Consider the following 20308-nt stretch of genomic DNA (forward strand, 5'->3'; position numbering starts at 1 on the left):
GACACCGCCGGGCTCGACACCGCCGGGGCCGACACCGCCGGGGCCGTCACCCGCTCCCCGCGAGCCGCGCCGTCTCCTCCGGCGCGCCGGCCGGTCCCGACAGCCGGTACGCGTCCAGGGCCAGCGTCATCTCGATCAGATCCCGTGGCCTCGCCAGGGACCTGGACGTCAGCTGTTCCAGCCGCCGCAGCCGGTTGAACACCGTGTTGCGGTGGCAGTACAGCCGCCCCGCCGCCCGCCCCGCCGACCCCTCGCAGGCCAGCCACACGTCCAGCGTCTCCAGCAGCACCTCACGGTCGGCGGGCTCCAGCCCGGCCAGGGGGCCGAAGACGGCCGACACCAGGCGGTTCGCGAGTTCCGGCTGGCTCACCACCAGCGCTGTAGGCATCCGCTGATCCAGCCGTACGACCTCGCTCGCGTCCGGCGGGCAGGTCCGCAACGCCAGTTCGGCCAGCCGCCGGGCCCGCCCCAGCTCGGTCAGCCCCGGTACGACGGGACTGATCCCGCCGGCCCCCGAGCACCGCCCGCTCAGCGCCTGCGCCACCGCGTCCAGCCCCTGGTCGGGCCCCAGCAGCACCACGCCCACCTCCCGGTCGGCCCGCATCCGCCACACGAACCGGTACCCGGCGCCCCGTAACGGCCGGTGGAAGGCCTCCCGCGGATCCCGCCGCTCCGCCCGCAGCACGACCACCGCGTACGCGCCCCGCTCCGGCAGATCGAGCCCCGCCGCGGCCCTCGCGGCCAGCCCCGGCGACTCCTGGCCGTCGAGCAGGGCGTCCAGTAACGCCTGCAACTGCTCGTCCGTACGCCGCCGTAACTCCATCTCCGTCGCCCGGTACGCCTCGGACGCCACCGCCGCCTGCGCGTCGATCGCCGCCCACACCAGGGTCGCCGACCGCATCAGCACGCCGAGCCGCTCCGGTTCCTGGCCGGTCGCGCCCTCCAGCAGCGCGTCCCACACCAGATAGCCCGCACTCCGGTACGCGTGCACCAGCAGGTCCAGCGGCAGGCCCTGCTGGGCGCGGCGCCGACCCGCGTCCTCCGCGTACTCCAGGTCGCGGCGGGGTGAGCCCCGGGGCGCGGAGATCGTCCCGATGCCGATCCGCATCGCCTCCTCGGCCTCCCGCCAGTGCTGGTCGAGCGGGAGAACCTGGCCGTAGACGGGGGAGTGTTCGGACAGTTGCCGCACATGCTCGTCCACCAGCTCCGGCACTCGTTCCAGCAGCGCGGCACAGGACTCGGCGAGCACCTGCCAGTCATGACCCGTACGCCTTCTGCGCGGTCCCATGAGCGGAGGATGCCACCCTCCGCGCCCCTTCGGCAGGCCCCTGACACGCGGTGTTGTGCACGCGCACAACGGGCGGCGGACTCCTCTGGTCACCGGCCACGTTTCGGTGGGGTTTCGGCCGCGACCCGTGGACGGACGGCCGCACCGGTGCTGGGCTGAGCGCCACACCGGACGGGTGTGCGGGAGGGAGCGGTCGCCATGGGCGGTGGAACGAGAGGATCTCCGGGTGCCTCCCCGGACGGTCTCGCGGCTGGTTCCGCAGACGGTTTCGCGGGTGGGGTCGCGGGCGGGCCGCCGCGCCGGTCCACGGGCGGCGCCGATCTCGTCGTACGGGATCTGTCGGTCGGGTACGGGCCCGTGCGCGCCCTTCGTCAGGTGTCCCTCGAGGTTCCCGAGGCCGCCGTCGTGACGGTGCTGGGCGGAAACGGCGCCGGCAAGTCCACCCTGCTGCGCGCCATCAGCCGCACCCTCTCCTTCCAGGGCGGGGCCACGACCGGTGGCACCGTCACCCTCGGCGGGCGCCGGATCGACGCTCTCGCCGCCGACCGGGTGGTGGCCGCCGGAGTGTCGCAAGTCCCGGAAGGGCGGCGGGTGTTCGCCCGGATGACCGTCGCCGACAACCTGCGTGCCGGAGCCCTCGGCGCGCGCGGTGGACGCGCGGACCGGGCCGCCGCCCTGCGCCGCGTTCACGAACTGTTCCCCGTCCTCGCCGACCGCGCCCAGCAGCGTGCCGGACTGCTGTCGGGCGGCGAGCAGCAGATGCTGGCCGTCGCGCGTGCCCTGATGGCCGCCCCCAAGGTGCTGCTTCTCGACGAGCCGTCGCTGGGGCTCGCCCCCCTGATGGCCGCGCGCATCGCCGACACCGTGCGCGAGATCAACGCTCAGGGCACCTCCGTCCTGCTCGTCGAACAGAACGCCGCCCTGGCGCTGCGGCTGGCCACCCATGCCTACGTCCTGGAGGTCGGAGAGGTCACCCTTTCCGGCCCTTCCGCCGAACTCGCCGCCTCCGACGAGGTGCGGCGGCGCTATCTGGGCGTGGTGGACGAGACGGCGGCGGCGGACGTGCCCGGGTTGACGCACTCCATGCCGACGTTGACCAGATGGGAGGGTTGATCCACATTGACCGGACATGACGGATCGGCGTCCACCATTGAGCCGTCCACCGTACCCACCCTCCATGTTGACCACCTCACCGTCCGTTTCGCCGGCCTCCTCGCCCTCGACGACGTCACCTTCACGGTCCGCCCAGGCACCGTCCACGCCCTGATCGGGCCGAACGGCGCGGGCAAGTCCACGTGCTTCAACGTCCTGTCCGGGGTCTACCGGGCCACCTCGGGCAGCGTCCGCTTCGGCGAGCACGAGCTGACCGGAATGCCCCCGCACCGCGTCGCCGATCTCGGCGTAGCCCGCATCTTCCAGAACCTCGCCCTGCCGCCCCACGCCAGCGTCGAGGACAGCCTGCTGCTCGGCCGCCACCGGCTGACCAGGACCGGCTTCGTCGCCGCCGGCCTCCGGCTGCCGTCGGCGGCGCGCGAGGAACGCCGGCACCGCGCGCGCGTGCGGGAGATCGCCGAGTTCGTGGGCCTGGAGGACCACCTGCGACGCCCCGCGGGCTCCCTGCCCTACGGACAGCAGAAGCTCGCGGAACTCGCCCGGGCCCTGTGCATGGAGCCACGACTGCTGCTCCTCGACGAACCGGTGGCCGGTATGACCGCCGACGAACGGCGCCGCGTCGCGGCCGTCATCGCCGGGGTCCGCGACAGCCTCGGTATCTCGATCGTCCTGGTGGAGCACGACATGGGGGTGGTGATGAGACTCGCCGACACGGTCACGGTCCTGGACTTCGGCCGACTGATCGCGGACGGGGCCCCGGCGGACGTACAGAACGACCCCGAGGTCGTCCGGGCCTATCTCGGTGAGGAGGCAACCCCGTGAGCACCTTCGCCGAACTGCTCCTCAACGGCATCTCCATGGGCAGTGTCTACGCCCTGATCGCCCTCGGCTTCGTCGTGATCTTCCGGGCCACCGAGGTCGTCAACTTCGCGCACGCCTCACTGCTGCTCGCCGGCGGCTACGTCACCGCCTCCCTCCACGACGACATCGGCTTCTGGCCGGCGCTGGGCGCGGGAATCGCCGGGGCGGCGCTCGTCGGCGCGGCCGTGGAGTTCCTGGTGATGCGCCGCGCCCGGGGCGGCGACCACAGCGTGCTGGCCATCGTCACCATCGGCGTCGACATCCTGCTGACCACCGAACTCACCCGCCGCCTCGGTACGGACGTCCTCGCCCTCGGCGACCCCTGGGGCGACGCCGTCCTCACCCTCGGCCCGATCTCGCTCGCGCACACCCGCATCGCCGCCTTCGTCGCAGCGGCCCTGCTCATCACCGCCTTCCTGCTCGCCTTCCGCTACACCAGCTGGGGCGTGGCGATGCGCGCGGCGGCCGAGAGCACGGAGACGGCCGCCCTCATGGGGGTCAGACTGGGCCGGGTGTCGCTCGGCGCCTGGGCCGTCGCGGGCGGACTCGCGGCCGTCGCCGCCCTGTTCCTCACCGTCTTCCCGACCCCGGGCCTGGAACGGGCCACCTCCCTCGCCGCGCTCAAGGCGTTCCCGGCCGCGATCCTCGGCGGCCTCGACTCCACGACCGGCGCCCTCGTCGGCGGCCTGGTCGTCGGCGTCACCGAGTCCCTCGCCACCGGCTACCAGAGCGACCTGGCCTTCATGGGCCGCGGTCTCGGCGACCTCGCGCCCTATCTCGTCATGGTCGTGATCCTGCTCGTGCGGCCCTCCGGGCTCTTCGGCACGAAGGAGCTCGCCCGTGTCTGAAGCCCTTGCCGGGACGGCCGAACGCCGACGCATGCTCCGACAGCCGCACGCGCGTACGTACGCGACCGCCGCGGGCGCCCTTCTGCTGCTCGCCCTTCCGTTCTACCTGGACCGGTTCTGGCTGCAGGCGGGCCTGTTCGCCATGGCCGCCGCGATCGGCGCCATCGGCATCAACCTCCTCACCGGCGCGACCGGGCAGCTCTCCATGGGCCACGCCTTCTTCCTCGCCGTCGGCGCCTACAGCTACTGCGTGTTCGCCGCGGACGGGGGAGACGGGCTGAGCGGGCTCGGGCTGCCGACCTGGCTCGCGGCCGTCCTGGCCACGCTCGTCGCGGGCGTCGCGGGCGGTCTGTTCAGCCCGATCGCCGGACGCCTGCAAGGCCCCTACCTCGGCATCGCCACCATCGCCCTGATCTTCATCGGCCAGCACGTCCTGTTCAACGCGCGCGACCTGACCGGCGGCTTCAACGGCCGTGACGTACCGCCGCTGAACCTCTTCGGCCTCACCTTCGACGACCGTGAACTCCTCGTCGCGAACGTGCCGTTCGGCTCCGCGGAGAAGCTCTGGTACGCCGGACTCGTCGTCCTCCTCGGCTGCGCCCTGTTCGCCCGGGGCGTCCTGCGCGGACGGCCCGGACGGGCCATGAACGCCATCCGCGACCACCGCATCGCCGCCGGGGTGATCGGCGTGCCCGTGGCCCGCTACCGGGCCGCCGTCTTCGTCCTGTCGTCGATGTACGCGGGGCTCGCCGGCGTGCTGCTCGCCCTCGTCTTCCAGCGGACCGTGCCCGACTACTTCGGCATCACGCTCTCGCTCGAGTACCTCGCCATGATCGTCATCGGCGGGCTCGGATCGGTCTCCGGGGCGGTGGTCGGCGCGGTGTTCGTCTCGCTGCTGCCCCAGCTGCTGACCCGCTACAGCGACGCCCTGCCCCTGGTCTCGGCCCCGGGCACGGGCGGGATCGCACCGGGCGAGGCGTCCCGGTACCTGTACGGCGCCGCCGTCGTGGCGGTGGTGCTCTTCCTGCCGGGCGGGCTGGTCAGGGTGGCCGCCCGGCGCCGCGTCGAACGTAATCCAGGGGAGGAACGATGACCACGAGATACGCGGCCCGAGCTGCCGCGGGCGCGCTCGCCGTGCTGCTCGCAGTGGCCGGATGCAGCTCCAAGGCCAAGGACGACGATGGGGGCGACAAGGGCTCGGCCTCGAAGGGCGGCGTCAAGACCGACGTGGGCGTGTCCGCCAAGACGATCACGCTCGGCGCGCTCACCGACATGACCGGCGTCTACGCGACACTCGGCAAGAGCGTCACCCAGGCCCAGCAGCTGTATGTGAAGCAGCTGAACGCCGCCGGAGGCGTCTGCGGCCGTCAGGTGGAACTGACGGTCCGGGACCACGGCTACGACCCGCAGAAGGCCGTCTCCGGCTACACGGAACTGGTCCCGAAGGTGCTGGGCTTCGCCCAGTTCATCGGTTCGCCGTTCGTCGCGGCGGTCAAACAGCGCGTCGACGGCCAGGACAAGGTCCTCGTGCTGCCCCAGGCATGGGCGGCCTCGCTGCTCGGCAGTCCGTACATACGCGTGATTGGGTCAACGTACGACATCGAGACGATCAATGCCGTCGACTTCTTGATCAATGAGAAGGGGATCAAGAAGGGCGACAAGATCGGTCATGTGTACTTCGAGGGGGACTACGGGGAGAGCGCCCTGGCCGGTGCCAAGTACATGGCGGAGAAATCGGGGCTGACGGTCGTCGAGCAGAAGATCAAGCCGACCGACAACGACATGACCGCACAGGTCGCGGCGTTGAAACAGGCCGGCGTCAAGGCGATCGTGATCAGCGCCGGTCCGCGTCAGGCAGCCTCGCTGGTCGGAGTGGCCGCCGCCGGCGGCTTCGGCGTCCCCGTCATCGGCAACAACTCGGCGTTCGCCCCGCAGCTCCTGGCCACCCAGGCGGGCCCGGCCCTCGCCAAGAACTACTGGGTCGCCTCACCGTCCCTGCCCATCGGCGCGGACACCCCGCAGGCGCAGAAGCTCGTGGCCGACTACCAGGCCGCCTACCCGAGCGACTCGCTCGACAACGGCGTGGTGGCCGGCTGGACGGCGGCCTCCGTCTTCGGCGAGGCCCTGAAGAAGGCCTGCGCGAACAAGGACCTCACCCGCGCGGGCGTGGACAAGGCCCTGTTGACGATCAACGCGTTCGACGCGGGCTTCGGCAGCCCGCAGGACTTCACCGACCCTAAGGCCCCCTCCTCCAAGGAGAGCGTCATCCTGCAGCCCGACAAGAGCGTGACGGGAGGCATGAAGGTCGTACGGGAGTCCGAGGCCTCGTCCGTCGCGGAGGGCTACTCGCCGAGCGCGTGACCCGAAACACCGGGTGCGCAACGCGGAGGGCCCCGAACCGTCCGGTTCGGGGCCCTCCGTACATCTGCGTCACACCTGCGTCATCGCCACCGCTACGGAAGCTGTGCCGCCCGTGCCTCGCGGCGGTTGCCGCGGAAGTTGTTCACCCGGCGGGCCGTGGCGAACAGCGGGATCACCGCGCCCAGGACGAGCTGCAGAGCACAGCCGGTCTGGAGGAGGAGCTGGCCGCCGGGGGCGTCGAAGGCCCAGGCCGCCAGGAGGGCCATCCCGGAGACGATCCAGGAGACCATCGCGATCGCGAGCGGACCACGCGGCTTCGGGTACTCGACCCGGCTCACCATCAGCCAGGCGGTGCCCACGATGGCCAGGAGCGTGGCCACGAACGGCAGCTCGAGGAGCACGATCGAGACGACCGTCAGAGCGCCGAAGGGACTCGGCATGCCCTGGAAGGTGCCGTCCTTCACGGTCACACAGGAGAATCTCGCGAGCCTCAGCACCACCGCGAGCAGGACGACGATCGCGCCGACCGCGGCCACCTTCTGGTACGCGTCGTCCGCGACCATGCCGTACACCAGCACGAAGTACGCCGGCGCGAGACCGAAGCTGATCAGGTCGGAGAGGTTGTCCAGCTCGGCGCCCATGGGGGAGGAGCGCAGCTTGCGGGCGACCAGGCCGTCGAAGAGGTCGAAGACCGCCGCGCACAGCATCAGGATCACTGCGGACGCCGCCGAGTGACGGGCCATGCCCGACTCGTCACTGCCGGTGAGGTGCGGGATCAGGATGCCGGTGGTGGTGAAGTACACCGCCATGAACCCGCAGGTGGCGTTGCCGAGCGTGAGGGTGTCCGCTATCGACAGGCGGAGAGAAAGAGGCATCTCCTCCTCGTCGTCGTCCACCTCGTCGGCCTCCGGCACCCACTGGGTCTCGGGATCAATCACGGTCAATGCGAGTCACCCCTGCCACCGTCTTCTGGCCGACCTCGACGGCGACCTCGACACCCTCGGGGAGGTAGATGTCGACGCGCGAGCCGAAACGGATCAGGCCGATCCGCTCGCCCTGCTCGACCTTCGTTCCCTGCGGCACGTACGGCACGATGCGGCGAGCGACCGCACCGGCGATCTGGATCATCTCGATGTCACCGAGCTCGGTGTCGAAGTGCCAGACAACTCTCTCGTTGTTCTCGCTCTCCTTGTTGAACGCCGGAACGAACCCGCCGGGGATGTGCTCGACGGACGTCACCGTCCCGGAGAGGGGCGCGCGGTTGACGTGTACGTTGAGCGGGCTCATGAAGATCGCGACGCGGGTACGCCCGTCCTTCCACGGCATGATGCTCTGCACCACTCCGTCGGCGGGGGAGATGACCCGGCCCTGGGTGATCTCGCGCTCGGGGTCGCGGAAGAACCACAGCATGCCCGCCGCCAGCGCGGTGACGGGTACGGCCACGGCCTTGGCGGCGCCGGACTTGCGCGCACGTACCAGGCTGAGGGCTGCGGTGGCGACGGTCGGGAGGAGCCACGGCGATGCTCCGCGCGCCAGGCGTACGCCTGCCAGGCTGTCGCGAGGTGCAGAGGTTTGGCTGTGGGGCATGGATGACCTTCGTAGCGGATGATGCCGCGCTGTATCAGGGGACGGCGGCTTTCCGGCGATCGTAGCGGCTCGCAGCCACAACTGGGTAAGCCAGGAAGCCGAGTCCACGGCTGAAGAGTGCTGACGGGGTGTGATCTTCTTCTCCAAGAAAACACCCCGAAACCGACAATCAGCCCTGGAATTTGTACTCTTCGAGCAACCTTCGCCCGATGATCATTTTCTGGATCTCGGCGGTACCTTCGCCGATCAGCAGCATCGGGGCCTCGCGGTAGAGGCGCTCGATCTCGTACTCCTTGGAGAAGCCGTAGCCGCCGTGGATCCGGAAGGCGTCTTCCACGACCTCCTTGCAGTACTCGGAGGCGAGGTACTTCGCCATCCCTGCTTCGAGGTCATTTCGCTCGCCGGAGTCCTTTTTGCGTGCCGCGTTCACCATCATGGCATGGGCGGCCTCGACCTTGGTAGCCATCTCGGCCAGCTTGAACTGGATCGCCTGGTGCTGGGCGATCGCCTTGCCGAAAGTGTGGCGTTGCTGGGCGTACTGGACACCCAGCTCGAACGCACGCTGAGCGACACCACAGCCACGTGCCGCCACATTGACGCGCCCTACCTCGACACCGTCCATCATTTGGTAAAAACCTCGGCCGGTGACGCCACCGAGCACCCGATTGGCCGGAATCCGCAGCCCGTCCATGATGAGTTCGGTGGTATCGACACCCTTGTACCCCATCTTGTCGATCTTCCCCGGGATGGTGAGCCCCGGCCGGACCTCACCGAAGCCCGCCTCCTTCTCGACCAGGAAGGTGGTCATCGACTTGTGGGGCGCGGTCCCCTCCGGGTGTCCTTCGTCACTCCGGACGAGTACGGCGACCAGAGTGGACGTTCCGCCGTTCGTCAGCCACATCTTCTGACCGTTGAGAACGTACTCGTCGCCGTCCTGGACCGCCTTCGAGGTGATGGCCGACACGTCCGAGCCGAGCCCCGGCTCCGACATCGAGAACGCGCCCCGGATGTCGCCCGCCGCCATCCTCGGCAGGAAGTGGTCCTTCTGCTCCTGCGTGCCGTGCTGCTTGAGCATGTACGCCACGATGAAGTGCGTGTTGATGATCCCGGAGACCGACATCCAGCCGCGCGCGATCTCCTCGACGCACAGCGCGTACGTCAGGAGCGACTCGCCGAGTCCGCCGTACTCCTCGGGGATCATCAGACCGAACAGGCCCAGCTCCTTGAGGCCGTCGACGATCTGCTGCGGGTACTCGTCGCGGTGCTCCAGCTCGGTCGCGACCGGGATGATCTCCTTGTCCACGAAGTCCCGGACCGTGGAAAGGATCTCCTGCTGGATGTCGGTCAGACCGGCGGTCTGGGCGAGTCGCGCCATGGCTACTTCTCCTGCTCCTTGAGCTGGGGCCGGCCGGGCTGTTCGCCGCCGCGCTCCTTGATGTACGTCTCGGTCGGCACCATCACCTTGCGGCGGAACACGCAGACCAGCGTGCCGTCCTGCTTGTAGCCCTTGGTCTCCACGTAGACGATCCCGCGGTCGTTCTTCGAGCGGGAGGGCGTCTTGTCGAGGACCGTCGTCTCGCCGTAGATCGTGTCGCCGTGGAAGGTCGGCGCCACGTGCTTCAGCGACTCGATCTCCAGGTTCGCGATCGCCTTGCCCGACACGTCCGGCACGGACATGCCGAGGAGCAGGGAGTAGATGTAGTTCCCCACGACCACGTTCTTGCCGAAGTCGGTCGTGTTCTCCGCGTAGTTGACGTCCATGTGGAGCGGGTGGTGGTTCATCGTCAGGAGACAGAAGAGGTGGTCGTCGTACTCCGTGACCGTCTTTCCGGGCCAGTGCTTGTAGACCGCCCCGACCTCGAACTCTTCGTAGGTACGTCCGAACTGCATGGCCGTCACGCCTCCGGGATCTCGAACTTGCTGGTGCGCTGCATACCGGCGGCGCGGCCCTTGCCCGAGATGACCAGGGCCATCTTGCGGCTGGCCTCGTCGATCATCTCGTCGCCGAGCATCGCGGAGCCCTTCTTGCCGCCGGCCTCGGACGTGCAGTAGTCGTACGCGTCCAGGATCAGCTCGGCGTGGTCGAAGTCCTCCTGCGACGGCGAGAAGATCTCGTTGGACGCCTCGACCTGGCCAGGGTGCAGCACCCACTTGCCGTCGAACCCGAGGGCGGCGGCGCGCTGCGCGACCTCGCGGTAGCCGTCGACATTGCGGATCTGGAGGTAGGGGCCGTCGATCGCCTGGAGGTTGTTGGCGCGGGCGGCCATCAGGATCTTCATCAGGATGTAGTGGTAGGCGTCCGCCGGGTAACCGGGCGGCTGCTCACCCACCACCAGCGACTTCATGTTGATCGACGCCATGAAGTCGGCCGGGCCGAAGATGATCGTCTCGACGCGCGGGGAGGCCGTCGCGATCTCGTTGACGTTGTTGAGGCCCTGGGCGTTCTCGATCTGCGCCTCGATGCCGATCCTGCCGACCTCGAAGCCCATCGTCTTCTCGATCTGGGTGAGCAGGAGGTCCAGCGCCACGACCTGCTGCGGCGTCTGCACCTTCGGCAGCATGATGCAGTCGAGATTCGGCCCCGCGCCCTCGACGACCGTCACGACATCGCGGTACGTCCACTCCGTCGTCCAGTCGTTGACGCGTACGACCCTGGTCTTGCCCGTCCAGTCGCCCTCGTTGAGGAACTTGACGATGGTGTGCCGCGCCTCGGGCTTGGCGAGCGGGGCGCACGCGTCCTCGAGGTCCAGGAAGACCTGGTCGGCCGGCAGGCCCTGGGCCTTCTCCAGGAAGCGGGGGTTGCTCCCCGGGACCGCGAGACAGGAGCGCCGGGGACGCAGTCGGTTGACGGGCGTGGTCATGCGGGGACCTCCAGGGGGTCGAGCTTGTTCGCTTTCCGGATCTCGTCGACGATGCGGCCGATGATTCCGGTGATGTCGAAGTCCTTCGGGGTGAAGACCGCGGCCACACCCGCGGCCCTGAGCAGTTCGGCGTCGCCATTGGGGATGATCCCACCGGCGATGACAGGTATATCCGAGGCACCCGCCACACGGAGCCGCTCCAGTACATCCGGCACCAGCTGGGCGTGCGAGCCGGACAGGATGGACAGGCCGACGCCGTGCACGTCCTCGGCGATCGCCGCGTCCACGATCTGCTCCGGGGTGAGCCGGATGCCCTGGTAGACCACCTCGAAGCCGGCGTCCCGGGCCCGCACCGCGATCTGCTCGGCGCCGTTGGAATGCCCGTCCAGACCCGGCTTGCCCACCAGGAACCGCAGCTTCCCGACACCCATCTCGCGCGCGGTCACCTCCACCTTGCGGCGCACCAGCGCCAGCGCGGTGCCCTCCTCGGCGGTCACCGCGACCGGCGCGGACGAGACACCGGTCGGTGCCCGGAACTCCCCGAACACCTCGCGCAGGGCCCCGGCCCACTCGCCGGTCGTGACCCCGGCGCGGGCGCACTCCAGGGTGGCCTCCATGAGGTTGTCGGTGCCCTTCGCGGCCTCCTTCAGCCGCTCCAGCGCCTTGCACGGGCGCGGGTGGTTGAACGGCGGCTGGTACCGCGTGTCGCGCCAGCCCCGCAGCGCCGTGGCCACCCGTGCCTCGACGGCCGGGTCGACGGTCTGGATCGCCGCGTCGAGGTCGGCCGTGAGCGGGTTCGGCTCGGTCGACTCGAAGATGTTGACGCCGACGATCTTCTCCTGACCGGATTCGATACGGGCCCGGCGCTCGGCGTGCGAGGCGACCAGGTTCGACTTCAGATAGCCCGACTCGACGGCGGCCATCGCGCCGCCCATCTCCTGGATGCGGTCGATCTCGGCGAGGGACTCCTCGACCAGCTCGGCCACCTTCCCCTCGACGACGTGCGACCCGGCGAAGATGTCCTCGTACTCCAGCAGGTCGCTCTCGTAGGCGAGCACCTGCTGCATCCGCAGCGACCACTGCTGGTCCCAGGGCCGGGGGAGCCCCAGGGCCTCGTTCCACGCGGGGAGCTGGACGGCACGCGCGCGTGCGTCCTTCGACAGGGTCACGGCCAGCATCTCGAGCACGATCCGCTGGATGTTGTTCTCCGGCTGCGCCTCGGTCAGCCCGAGGGAGTTGACCTGGACGCCGTAGCGGAAGCGCCGCTGCTTGGGGTTCTCGATGCCGTACCGCTCGCGCGTGACCTGGTCCCAGATCCGGCCGAACGCCCGCATCTTGCACATCTCCTCGATGAACCGGACACCCGCGTTCACGAAGAAGGAGATACGGGCGACGACGTCCCCGAACTTCTCGGCGGGCACCTGCCCCGAGTCCCGCACGGCATCCAGCACCGCGATGGCCGTCGACATGGCGTACGCGATCTCCTGGACCGGGGTCGCCCCCGCCTCCTGGAGGTGGTAGCTGCAGATGTTGATCGGGTTCCACTTGGGGATGTGGTTGACCGTGTAGCAGATCATGTCGGTCGTCAGCCGGAGCGAGGGTCCCGGGGGGAACACGTGCGTCCCCCGGGACAGGTACTCCTTGACGATGTCGTTCTGCGTCGTGCCCTGGAGCGTGGTGATGTCGACACCCTGCTCCTCGGCGACGACCTGGTAGAGCGCCAGCAGCCACATGGCGGTGGCGTTGATCGTCATCGAGGTGTTCATCTGGTCCAGGGGGATGTCCTGGAACAGCCGGCGCATGTCACCGAGGTGCGAGACGGGCACGCCGACCCGGCCGACCTCGCCGCGGGCGAGGATGTGGTCGGGGTCGTACCCGGTCTGGGTCGGCAGGTCGAAGGCCACCGACAGACCTGTCTGGCCCTTGGCGAGGTTGCGCCGGTACAGCTCGTTGGACGCCTCTGCCGTGGAGTGACCGGCGTACGTGCGCATGAGCCACGGCCGGTCCCTTTCCTTTTGCGTCTGCGCCCGAGGGCGCTCTTTGCCGGTGCCGACGTTCCTCAGCCCGCGGTCGCTCCGCTCCCTTGTCTTCGTCTCTTTCGGCACCGGCGCGCCCTCGGGCGCAGACGCGGGCTGACGCTCAGTCATCGATGGCCTCCGCTCTCAGACGTTCCGGAAGCGGTTGATGGCGTCGATGTGCTGGGCGCGCTTCTCCGCGTCGCGCACACCGAGGCCCTCCTCGGGGGCCAGGCACAGGACGCCGACCTTGCCCTGGTGGAGGTTGCGGTGGACGTCGTAGGCGGCCTGCCCGGTCTCCTCCAGGGAGTACACCTTGGAGAGCGTCGGGTGGATCTTGCCCTTGGCGACCAGCCGGTTGGCCTCCCAGGCCTCGCGGTAGTTGGCGAAGTGCGAGCCGATGATGCGCTTGAGGGACATCCACAGGTAGCGGTTGTCGTACTCGTGGTTGAAGCCCGAGGTGGAGGCGCAGGTGACGATCGTGCCGCCCTTGCGGGTGACGTAGACGGACGCGCCGAAGGTCTCGCGGCCGGGGTGTTCGAAGACGATGTCGACGTCCTCGCCGCCGGTCAGCTCGCGGATGCGCTTGCCGAAGCGCTTCCACTCGCGCGGGTCCTGGTTGTGCTCGTCGGCCCAGAACTTGTAGCCCTCGGCGTTGCGGTCGATGATCGCCTCGGCGCCCATCGCCCGGCAGATGTCCGCCTTCTGCTCGCTGGAGACGACACAGATCGGGTTGGCGCCGCCGGCCAGCGCGAACTGCGTGGCGTAGCTGCCCAGTCCGCCGCTCGCCCCCCAGATGAGGACGTTGTCGCCCTGTTTCATCCCGGCGCCGTTGCGCGACACCAGCTGGCGGTACGCGGTGGAGTTGACCAGACCGGGTGCGGCGGCCTCCTCCCACGACAGGTGGTCCGGCTTGGGCATCAGCTGGTTGGACTTGACGAGGGCGATCTCTGCCAGCCCGCCGAAGTTCGTCTCGAAGCCCCAGATGCGCTGCTCGGGGTCGAGCATCGTGTCGTTGTGCCCGTCGGAGGACTCGAGCTCCACCGACAGACAGTGCGCGACGACCTCGTCACCGGGCTTCCACGAGTTGACGCCGGGGCCGGTGCGCAGGACGACGCCCGCGAGGTCGGAACCGATGATGTGGTACGGCAGGTCGTGGCGCTTGGTGAGCTCGCTGAGCTTTCCGTAGCGCTCCAGGAAGCCGAAGGTCGACAGCGGCTCGAAGATCGACGTCCAGACCGAGTTGTAGTTGACACTCGATGCCATGACGGCGACCAGGGCCTCGCCCGGGCCGAGTTCCGGCACCGGGACGTCGTCCAGGTGGATCGACTTGCGGGGGTCCTTGTCGCGGGTCTCGAGGCCCGCGAACATGTCCGTCTCGTCCTTGTGCACGGTGATCGCACGGTACGACTCGGGGAGCGGAAGTGCGGCGATGTCGGCCGGAGTCGACTCCGGCGACTGGATCGCGTCCAGGATGTCCTTAACGGTCACGGTGGTGCCTCCGGCGAATGGCGTCCGAGGGAAGACGCTGAGGGCTACGTCGGTGCTGCTGAGGGTTGGGTGAGAGGTGCCGTCGGTTCGGCGGGTGGTGCTTCCGGCAGCGCGTGGTGGCGCGGGAGGTTGCCTGTGACGCAGGCGTCCGGGCGCGCAATCACGTGGATTGCGGGGACAGCCGACGTACGAATGGTCTCTGCACGCCGGCCGCCCGGACACCTTCAAGGTATGGCACCCCGTGTCAGGTGACAAGGCACTGGGTGCCAGAAACTGACCTCAAATGAAATCTTTACGTAACAAATGAGCGATGATCGATCAAAAGCTACTGGGGAGTAGCGGTCGTGGGGTAGACGTGGGGCATGAAAGAGGCGGGCCGCAGTATCCGCGACCCGCCTCGCTCATGCCTGTGCCTACGACCGTTCCTTCAGCGCCTGCTCGATGGTCCGCATGACCTCGTCGAGCGGCGCGTCGGTCCGCGCGACCGCGACCAGCACCTCCCCCTGTGAGGTCACCGAGGCCGGCACCGTCCGGGGCGCGGTGTCGCGGCCGACCCCGATGCCCGTACCGAAGGTCTTCTGCACGATGCCGAAGGCGTGGTCGAGCTGCGCCTCCACGTCGCCCTGGCCGCCCGCCCGCAGCCAGCGCCGCAGGACGTGGTTGTGGGCGGTGACCACGGCCGAGGCGGCGACCTCCGCCAGTAGCGGGTCGTCGTTCGCGTCGTCGTCGTGGGCGTGTTCGTCGAAGTGGCCCAGGAGATAGCGGGTGAAGAGACGTTCGTAGCGGGCGACCGACGCGATCTCCGCCTCCCGCAGGGTGGGGACCTCGCGGGTCAGCTTGTAGCGGGCGACCGAGATCTCCGGCCGGGCCGCGTACATCCTCATGACTTCCTTGATGCCCCGGCACACGGTGTCGAGCGGATGTTCGTGCGCGGGTGCCGCGTTGAGCACCGCCTCGGCCCGGATCAACGTGTCGTCGTGGTCCGGGAAGATCGCCTCTTCCTTGGAACGGAAGTGCCGGAAGAAGGTGCGGCGGGCCACGCCGGCCCGGGCCGCGATCTCGTCGACGGTGGTGCCCTCGTAGCCCTTGGCCGAGAACAGTTCCATTGCCGCGGCCGCCAGTTCACGGCGCATCTTGAGCCGCTGGGCGGCGGCGCGGCTGCCCGCGGCGCTCTCCGGAGCGTCGGGCGTGGCGGGGGTTCGGGAGGACTTGGCGGCCTGGGACATAAGGCGAACGTACTGCATGTGCGCAGGGTGGCGCGCACGTCCTGGATCACCCCCGCCCCGGGTGGGCGGGGGTGCCGAGGCCGGGCCGAGCAGTCCGCCCCAGTCGTTCTCCTGTCCGAAAGCGCGTCCGAAGCCGCGTTCGGGACTCTCGGCGGACCTGTCGCCGGACCAGTCGCCGGGCCCGTCAGCGCCGGGCATATTCGCGGAAGCCGCGGCCCGTCTTGCGGCCGAGGCAGCCCGCGGCCACCAGGTGCTCCAGGAGCGGCGCCGGCGCCAGACCCGGGTCACGGAACTCGCGGTGCAGGACCTTCTCGATGGCCAGCGAGACGTCCAGCCCGACGACGTCCAGCAGTTCGAACGGGCCCATCGGGTAGCCGCCGCCCAGCTTCATCGCCGCGTCAATGTCGTCAAGAGATGCATAGTGCTCCTGCACCATCTTGATCGCGTTGTTGAGATACGGGAAAAGCAATGCGTTGACGATGAATCCAGCTCGGTCACCACAGTCCACGGCATGCTTCTTGATCTTGACGCAGACCTCACGGACTGTTGAGTGGACGTCGTCGGCCGTCAACACCGTACGGACGACCTCGACCAGCTTCATCGCCGGCGCCGGGTTGAAGAAGTGCATGCCGATCACGTCCTCGGGACGCGAGGTGGCCCGGGCGCACGCGACGACGGGCAGCGAGGACGTGGTGGTCGCGAGCACCGCGCCCGGCTTGCAGACCTTGTCCAGCGTCGCGAACAGCTGCTGCTTGATCTCCAGGTCCTCGGCGACGGCCTCGACGGCCAGATCGACGTCCGCGAAGGCGTCGTACGAGCCCGCCGCGGTGATCCGGTCGAGCGTCTGCGCGGCGGCCTCGGCGGTGAGGCGGCCCTTGTCGACGGAGCGGGCCAGCGACTTGCCGATCCTGGCCTTGGCGACCTGCGCCTTCTCCTCGCTGCGGGCGGCGAGGACCACCTCGTACCCGGCCTTCGCGAAGACCTCGGCGATGCCCGACGCCATCGTGCCGGAGCCGGCGACACCGACGGAGCGGACCGTGCGGCCGGGGGTCCCGGCAGCGTCGGCGAGCGGGGTCAGGGTGTCCGCCACCACCGTCGCGCTGCCGGGCGCCTCGTACGAGTAGAAGCCGCGCCCCGACTTCCTGCCGGTCAGGCCCGCCTCGCTGAGCTGCTTCAGGACGGGCGCCGGGGCGTGCAGGCGGTCGTGCGACTCGGCGTACATGGCCTCCAGGACCGTACGGGCCGTGTCGATGCCGATCAGGTCGAGCAGGGCCAGCGGGCCCATGGGCAGCCCGCAGCCGAGCCGCATCGCCGCGTCGATGTCCTCACGGGAGGCGTACTTCGCCTCGTACATCGCGGCGGCCTGGTTGAGGTAACCGAACAGCAGTCCGTCGGCGACGAATCCGGGGCGGTCGCCGACCGCGACGGGCTCCTTGCCGAGCCCGACCGCCAGATCGGTGACCGCGGCGACGGCCTGCGGCGCGGTCAGCACCGACGAGACCACCTCGACCAGCTTCATCGCCGGGGCCGGGTTGAAGAAGTGCAGGCCCAGAACGCGTTCGGGACGCGCCGAGTCGGCGGCGAGACGGGTCACGGAGAGCGCGTTGGTGCCCGTCGCGAGGATCGTCTCGGGGCGCACGATGTCGTCCAGGGCGCGGAATATCTGGTGCTTGATCTCGTACGACTCCGGCGCCACCTCGATGACCAGGTCGACGTCGGCCGCGTCGCGCAGGTCGGTGGAGGTGCGGAAGCGGGCGAGGACGTCCACGCGCTCCTGCTCGGTGAGCCGGCCGCGCACCACGGCACGGGCGGTCGACGTCTCCAGGGCGGTGACGGCCTTGGCGGCCGTGGCCTCGCTGATGTCGATGCCGACGACCTCGTGGCCGCCACGGGTGAGGACCTCGGTGATGCCCGTGCCCATCGTGCCGAGGCCGACCACGGCGACGGTCCTGAGCGAGGACGGAGAGGTGTGGGACAGGGGAGTGGCCATCGCGGGACTCCAGAAATGAGGGTGGTGACGACTGGGGAGCACTGGGGGTGCGCCGAGGGGCGCACCAGGTGCGAGAAGGAGTGCGGGTGTTGCCGGGCTGCGAAAGCGCACACGCCCGGGGAGTTGGTGGATCCGACCGGCCCTGTCCCGAGCCGATGCCCTACTGCGGTACACGAGGTACCGAACCGACCAGCACTCACGGCGGCTGCGTCACCAGGCCGTCGTAAGCAAACACGCGAGTGGGTAACTCGCTCGTCTGAGCTTAACCGGTGGGTAACGAGCGCGCCAGCCCCCGGTTTTGTGATGTGCGTCCCCGGATCCTGCCCCACGCGGTCCGCCCACGCACCTAATCTCGGCATCATGGACGAAGAGTTGCGATCACTCACGGAGCGCTTACGGCGGGAGTCGGGGACGTCCGCCGCGTACGTACACCTCGTGGCGACCGACGACCTCGACGAACTGGCGGATGTCCTCACCGCTCCCGGACAGCCGCTGTGGGCAAGGGAGTTGGCGGCCTTCCGGCTGGGACTGGCGGGGGACCGGCGGGCCTTCGAGGCCCTCGTCCTCCTCCTCAACCACCGTGAGCCGCAGCGCTGCGCCTCCGCCGCGTACGCCCTGGCCCGCCTCGGCGACCCGCGCACGGCCCGTGCGGCGGCCGCCCTCGCGACGAACGAGCTGCGCGTGGCCTATGCCCTGCACCCGGTCCGGCTGCTGGGCCAGCTGCGCGCCCCCGAGTCCGTGCCCGCGCTGATCACCACGCTGGCCCGCCGCCTGAGACCGCACGACCCCCACCGGCGGGTGGCACTCGCCTGTGTGGAGGCGCTGGGCACGCTGGGGGACCGGCGCGCGGCACCGGTCCTGAACGAGGCCCTCGCGCACCCGGCCCTCGCGGAGGCGGCGGTGCACGCGCTGGCGCGCATCCCGAAGCAGAGGTGAAGCGGAAGGGCCGTCAGCCGAGCAGTTCTCGCACGTACCGCACCTCCCGTACGGCGACCCCGTCCACGTCGAACGGCTCCTCGGCGCCGTCGGCCGTGAACCCCGCCCGCTCGTAGAACCGCCGCGCGCGGTCGTTGCCCTCGATCACCCACAGGAACATGCGCCGGTGTCCGGCGTCGGCGCACCTGTCTGCTGCCTCTCGCAGGAGCGCCTGTCCGACGCCGGCGCCGAACTGTCCGACGTCCACGTAGATCGCGTACAGCTCGGCGTCGTCCGTGCGGATCTCGCCGTCCCGGTAGGGCCCGTGACAGGCCCAGCCGATGATCTCGCCGGCCCGCTCCGCGACCAGGTTGACGACCTCCGACCCGGCGCGCACGAAGAACGTACGCCGCCGCTCGGCGTCCTCGCTCACGCTGAGGGCGTCGAGGTACGGCTGGGGCATCAGGCCCTTGTAGGCGTGCTGCCAGCCCCGGATACGGATTTCGGAGACGCGCTCGCAGTCGTCGTGGACCATCGCGCGGACGAGGATCGGGTCGTTCATGGCGGCACCCTAGGCGTAGGGGCGCGCGGCGGCCTCCGAATTGTTCACAGGAGGGTCAGCTGGACCGGCTCGGCCGGCGCGGTCTCGGGTGCGAGGGTGTCGGTCTCGACGGGTGGCGGGATCCTGCGGGGCATCCCCGCGCGCGTGGGGCCGATCCCGTACTCCTGGGCCAGGTCGTGGACCTGGCGGGTGATCCGGCGCTGGTACCACTTGGGCGCGTAGGCGCCCTCCGCGTACAACCGCTCGTAGCGGCGCACGAGATGCGGGTGGTGGTGCCCCAGCCAGGCCATGTACCACTCGCGGGCACCGGGGCGCAGATGGAGCACCAGCGGGGTCACCGAGGTCGCCCCGGAGGCGGCGATCGCCCGCACAGTGGCCCGCAGCCGGTCCGGGTGGTCGCTGAGGAAGGGGAGTACCGGGGCCATCAGCACCCCGCACCCGATGCCGTGCTCGCCCAGCGTCCGTACGACGTCCAGACGCCGTTCCGGAGCCGGTGTGCCCGGCTCGACCGTCCGCCACAGGTCGGGGTCGGTGAAGCCCACGGAGACGGAGATCCCGACGTCAGTGACCTGGGAGGCCTGTACGAGGAGGTCGAGGTCGCGCAGGATCAGCGTGCCCTTCGTCAGGATCGAGAAGGGGTTCGCGTGATCGCGCAGGGCGGTGAGGATGCCCGGCATCAGCCGGTAACGGCCCTCCGCGCGCTGGTAGCAGTCGACGTTGGTGCCCATCGCGATGTGCTCGCCGAGCCAGCGGCGCGAGCCGAGCTGGCGGCGCAGCAGCTCGGGCGCGTTCACCTTGACGACGATCTGCGAGTCGAAGCCGAGACCGGTGTCGAGGTCCAGATAGCTGTGCGTCTTGCGGGCGAAGCAGTAGACGCACGCGTGCGTGCAGCCCCGGTACGGGTTCACCGTCCACTCGAACGGCATCCGGGAGGCCCCCGGCACACGGTTGATGATCGAACGGGCCCGGATCTCGTGGAAGGTGATCCCGCGGAACTCGGGGGAGTCGAAGGTACGGGTGGTCACCGCGTCCGCGCCGAACAGCGCGGCGTCGGCCGGGCCGGAGCCGGAGCCCGACTCCACTGTGAGGTTCTCCCAGCGCATGACACCTCCTCGGTTGGTACTGACTCCAGAATAGAACACATGTTCCCTTGATCGTGCGATCGTATGTTCGAGTCTTGTGAAGCTCGT

Annotated in this window: 18 protein-coding genes; 6 read left to right on the forward strand and 12 right to left on the reverse strand. The window is 69.6% G+C overall.

All coding sequences use genetic code 11. The annotated features are described in order from the left end of the window. Nucleotides 1-46: 46 nt before the first annotated feature. Nucleotides 47-1288 (reverse strand): helix-turn-helix domain-containing protein, encoded by a 1242-nt coding sequence (locus tag PV396_RS05065; RefSeq protein ID WP_319200821.1) that lies wholly within the window; start codon nucleotides 1286-1288, stop codon nucleotides 47-49. Between the two features lie 198 nt (nucleotides 1289-1486). Here PV396_RS05065 and PV396_RS05070 point away from each other — a divergent pair, with 198 nt between their 5' ends. Genes PV396_RS05070 through PV396_RS05090 form a run of 5 tightly spaced genes read left to right on the forward strand, consistent with a single transcriptional unit; the run spans nucleotide 1487 to nucleotide 6471 of the window. Then, nucleotides 1487-2401, forward strand: a complete 915-nt coding sequence (locus PV396_RS05070; RefSeq protein WP_319200823.1) for an ABC transporter ATP-binding protein — start codon at nucleotides 1487-1489, stop codon at nucleotides 2399-2401. A 6-nt stretch (nucleotides 2402-2407) separates the two neighbouring features. Beyond that, the gene (locus PV396_RS05075; RefSeq protein WP_416071339.1) at nucleotides 2408-3223 is read left to right on the forward strand and encodes an ABC transporter ATP-binding protein; all 816 of its coding nucleotides are present in this window, start codon (nucleotides 2408-2410) and stop codon (nucleotides 3221-3223) included. Then, the gene (locus PV396_RS05080; RefSeq protein WP_319200825.1) at nucleotides 3220-4110 is read left to right on the forward strand and encodes a branched-chain amino acid ABC transporter permease; all 891 of its coding nucleotides are present in this window, start codon (nucleotides 3220-3222) and stop codon (nucleotides 4108-4110) included. The genes PV396_RS05075 and PV396_RS05080 overlap by 4 nt, the downstream gene beginning before the upstream one ends. Continuing rightward, nucleotides 4103-5203, forward strand: a complete 1101-nt coding sequence (locus PV396_RS05085; protein ID WP_416071340.1) for a branched-chain amino acid ABC transporter permease — start codon at nucleotides 4103-4105, stop codon at nucleotides 5201-5203. Before PV396_RS05080 ends, PV396_RS05085 begins: the two co-directional genes overlap by 8 nt. Then, on the forward strand, nucleotides 5200-6471 hold the full coding sequence (locus PV396_RS05090) for an ABC transporter substrate-binding protein (protein ID WP_319200827.1): 1272 nt from the start codon (nucleotides 5200-5202) through the stop codon (nucleotides 6469-6471). The genes PV396_RS05085 and PV396_RS05090 overlap by 4 nt, the downstream gene beginning before the upstream one ends. A 92-nt stretch (nucleotides 6472-6563) precedes the next feature. On the opposite strand, the gene pssA is transcribed toward PV396_RS05090, so the two are convergent. The 9 genes from pssA to PV396_RS05135 all read right to left on the reverse strand — a co-directional run bounded on the left by pssA (nucleotide 6564) and on the right by PV396_RS05135 (nucleotide 17641). Continuing rightward, complete coding sequence (gene pssA / locus PV396_RS05095) at nucleotides 6564-7385, reverse strand: CDP-diacylglycerol--serine O-phosphatidyltransferase (protein WP_319202232.1); 822 nt, start codon at nucleotides 7383-7385, stop codon at nucleotides 6564-6566. Nucleotides 7386-7401: 16 nt separating this feature from the next. After that, entirely contained in the window at nucleotides 7402-8058 is a 657-nt protein-coding gene (locus tag PV396_RS05100; RefSeq protein ID WP_006377315.1) for a phosphatidylserine decarboxylase, read from the reverse strand. Between the two features lie 169 nt (nucleotides 8059-8227). Next, a complete protein-coding gene (locus PV396_RS05105; protein WP_319200829.1) occupies nucleotides 8228-9433 on the reverse strand; it encodes an acyl-CoA dehydrogenase family protein in 1206 nt (401 codons plus the stop codon). 2 nt (nucleotides 9434-9435) lie between these two features. Beyond that, nucleotides 9436-9948 carry a MaoC family dehydratase gene (locus PV396_RS05110; RefSeq protein ID WP_319200831.1) on the reverse strand — a complete coding sequence of 171 codons (513 nt, stop codon included), beginning with the start codon at nucleotides 9946-9948 and terminating at the stop codon, nucleotides 9436-9438. Between the two features lie 5 nt (nucleotides 9949-9953). Further along, the gene (locus PV396_RS05115) at nucleotides 9954-10919 is read right to left on the reverse strand and encodes a CoA ester lyase (protein ID WP_319200833.1); all 966 of its coding nucleotides are present in this window, start codon (nucleotides 10917-10919) and stop codon (nucleotides 9954-9956) included. Beyond that, nucleotides 10916-13066: a protein meaA gene (locus PV396_RS05120; protein ID WP_416071341.1), complete on the reverse strand. Its 2151-nt coding sequence runs from the start codon at nucleotides 13064-13066 to the stop codon at nucleotides 10916-10918. The genes PV396_RS05115 and PV396_RS05120 overlap by 4 nt, the downstream gene beginning before the upstream one ends. 15 nt (nucleotides 13067-13081) lie before the next feature. Next, on the reverse strand, nucleotides 13082-14425 hold the full coding sequence (ccrA, locus tag PV396_RS05125; RefSeq protein ID WP_319200835.1) for a crotonyl-CoA carboxylase/reductase: 1344 nt from the start codon (nucleotides 14423-14425) through the stop codon (nucleotides 13082-13084). Between the two features lie 413 nt (nucleotides 14426-14838). Continuing rightward, on the reverse strand, nucleotides 14839-15651 hold the full coding sequence (locus PV396_RS05130) for a TetR family transcriptional regulator (protein ID WP_319202236.1): 813 nt from the start codon (nucleotides 15649-15651) through the stop codon (nucleotides 14839-14841). Nucleotides 15652-15835: 184 nt separating this feature from the next. Beyond that, nucleotides 15836-17641 (reverse strand): 3-hydroxybutyryl-CoA dehydrogenase, encoded by a 1806-nt coding sequence (locus PV396_RS05135; protein ID WP_319200837.1) that lies wholly within the window; start codon nucleotides 17639-17641, stop codon nucleotides 15836-15838. A 360-nt stretch (nucleotides 17642-18001) separates the two neighbouring features. Between PV396_RS05135 and PV396_RS05140 the strand changes: the two genes are divergently transcribed. Continuing rightward, complete coding sequence (locus PV396_RS05140; RefSeq protein ID WP_319200839.1) at nucleotides 18002-18577, forward strand: adenylosuccinate lyase; 576 nt, start codon at nucleotides 18002-18004, stop codon at nucleotides 18575-18577. A 13-nt stretch (nucleotides 18578-18590) separates the two neighbouring features. Here the strand turns inward: PV396_RS05140 and PV396_RS05145 are convergent, their stop codons facing one another. After that, a complete protein-coding gene (locus PV396_RS05145) occupies nucleotides 18591-19118 on the reverse strand; it encodes a GNAT family N-acetyltransferase (RefSeq protein WP_319200841.1) in 528 nt (175 codons plus the stop codon). A 44-nt stretch (nucleotides 19119-19162) separates the two neighbouring features. Further along, nucleotides 19163-20221 (reverse strand): Rv2578c family radical SAM protein, encoded by a 1059-nt coding sequence (locus PV396_RS05150; RefSeq protein WP_319200843.1) that lies wholly within the window; start codon nucleotides 20219-20221, stop codon nucleotides 19163-19165. Nucleotides 20222-20308 lie beyond the last annotated feature (87 nt).

The organism is Streptomyces sp. ME02-8801-2C, from assembly GCF_033793965.1.
Lineage (GTDB): Bacteria > Actinomycetota > Actinomycetes > Streptomycetales > Streptomycetaceae > Streptomyces.

Coding starts and splice junctions, on each gene's coding strand:
- PV396_RS05105 (WP_319200829.1), bottom strand. CDS start 9,433: ATGGCGCGACTCGCCCAGACCGCCGGTCTGACCGACATCCAGCAGGAG.
- PV396_RS05130 (WP_319202236.1), bottom strand. CDS start 15,651: ATGTCCCAGGCCGCCAAGTCCTCCCGAACCCCCGCCACGCCCGACGCT.
- PV396_RS05115 (WP_319200833.1), bottom strand. CDS start 10,919: ATGACCACGCCCGTCAACCGACTGCGTCCCCGGCGCTCCTGTCTCGCG.
- PV396_RS05090 (WP_319200827.1), top strand. CDS start 5,200: ATGACCACGAGATACGCGGCCCGAGCTGCCGCGGGCGCGCTCGCCGTG.
- PV396_RS05145 (WP_319200841.1), bottom strand. CDS start 19,118: ATGAACGACCCGATCCTCGTCCGCGCGATGGTCCACGACGACTGCGAG.
- PV396_RS05150 (WP_319200843.1), bottom strand. CDS start 20,221: ATGCGCTGGGAGAACCTCACAGTGGAGTCGGGCTCCGGCTCCGGCCCG.
- PV396_RS05065 (WP_319200821.1), bottom strand. CDS start 1,288: ATGGGACCGCGCAGAAGGCGTACGGGTCATGACTGGCAGGTGCTCGCC.
- PV396_RS05120 (WP_416071341.1), bottom strand. CDS start 13,066: ATGACTGAGCGTCAGCCCGCGTCTGCGCCCGAGGGCGCGCCGGTGCCG.
- PV396_RS05135 (WP_319200837.1), bottom strand. CDS start 17,641: ATGGCCACTCCCCTGTCCCACACCTCTCCGTCCTCGCTCAGGACCGTC.
- PV396_RS05070 (WP_319200823.1), top strand. CDS start 1,487: ATGGGCGGTGGAACGAGAGGATCTCCGGGTGCCTCCCCGGACGGTCTC.
- PV396_RS05100 (WP_006377315.1), bottom strand. CDS start 8,058: ATGCCCCACAGCCAAACCTCTGCACCTCGCGACAGCCTGGCAGGCGTA.
- PV396_RS05140 (WP_319200839.1), top strand. CDS start 18,002: ATGGACGAAGAGTTGCGATCACTCACGGAGCGCTTACGGCGGGAGTCG.
- PV396_RS05110 (WP_319200831.1), bottom strand. CDS start 9,948: ATGCAGTTCGGACGTACCTACGAAGAGTTCGAGGTCGGGGCGGTCTAC.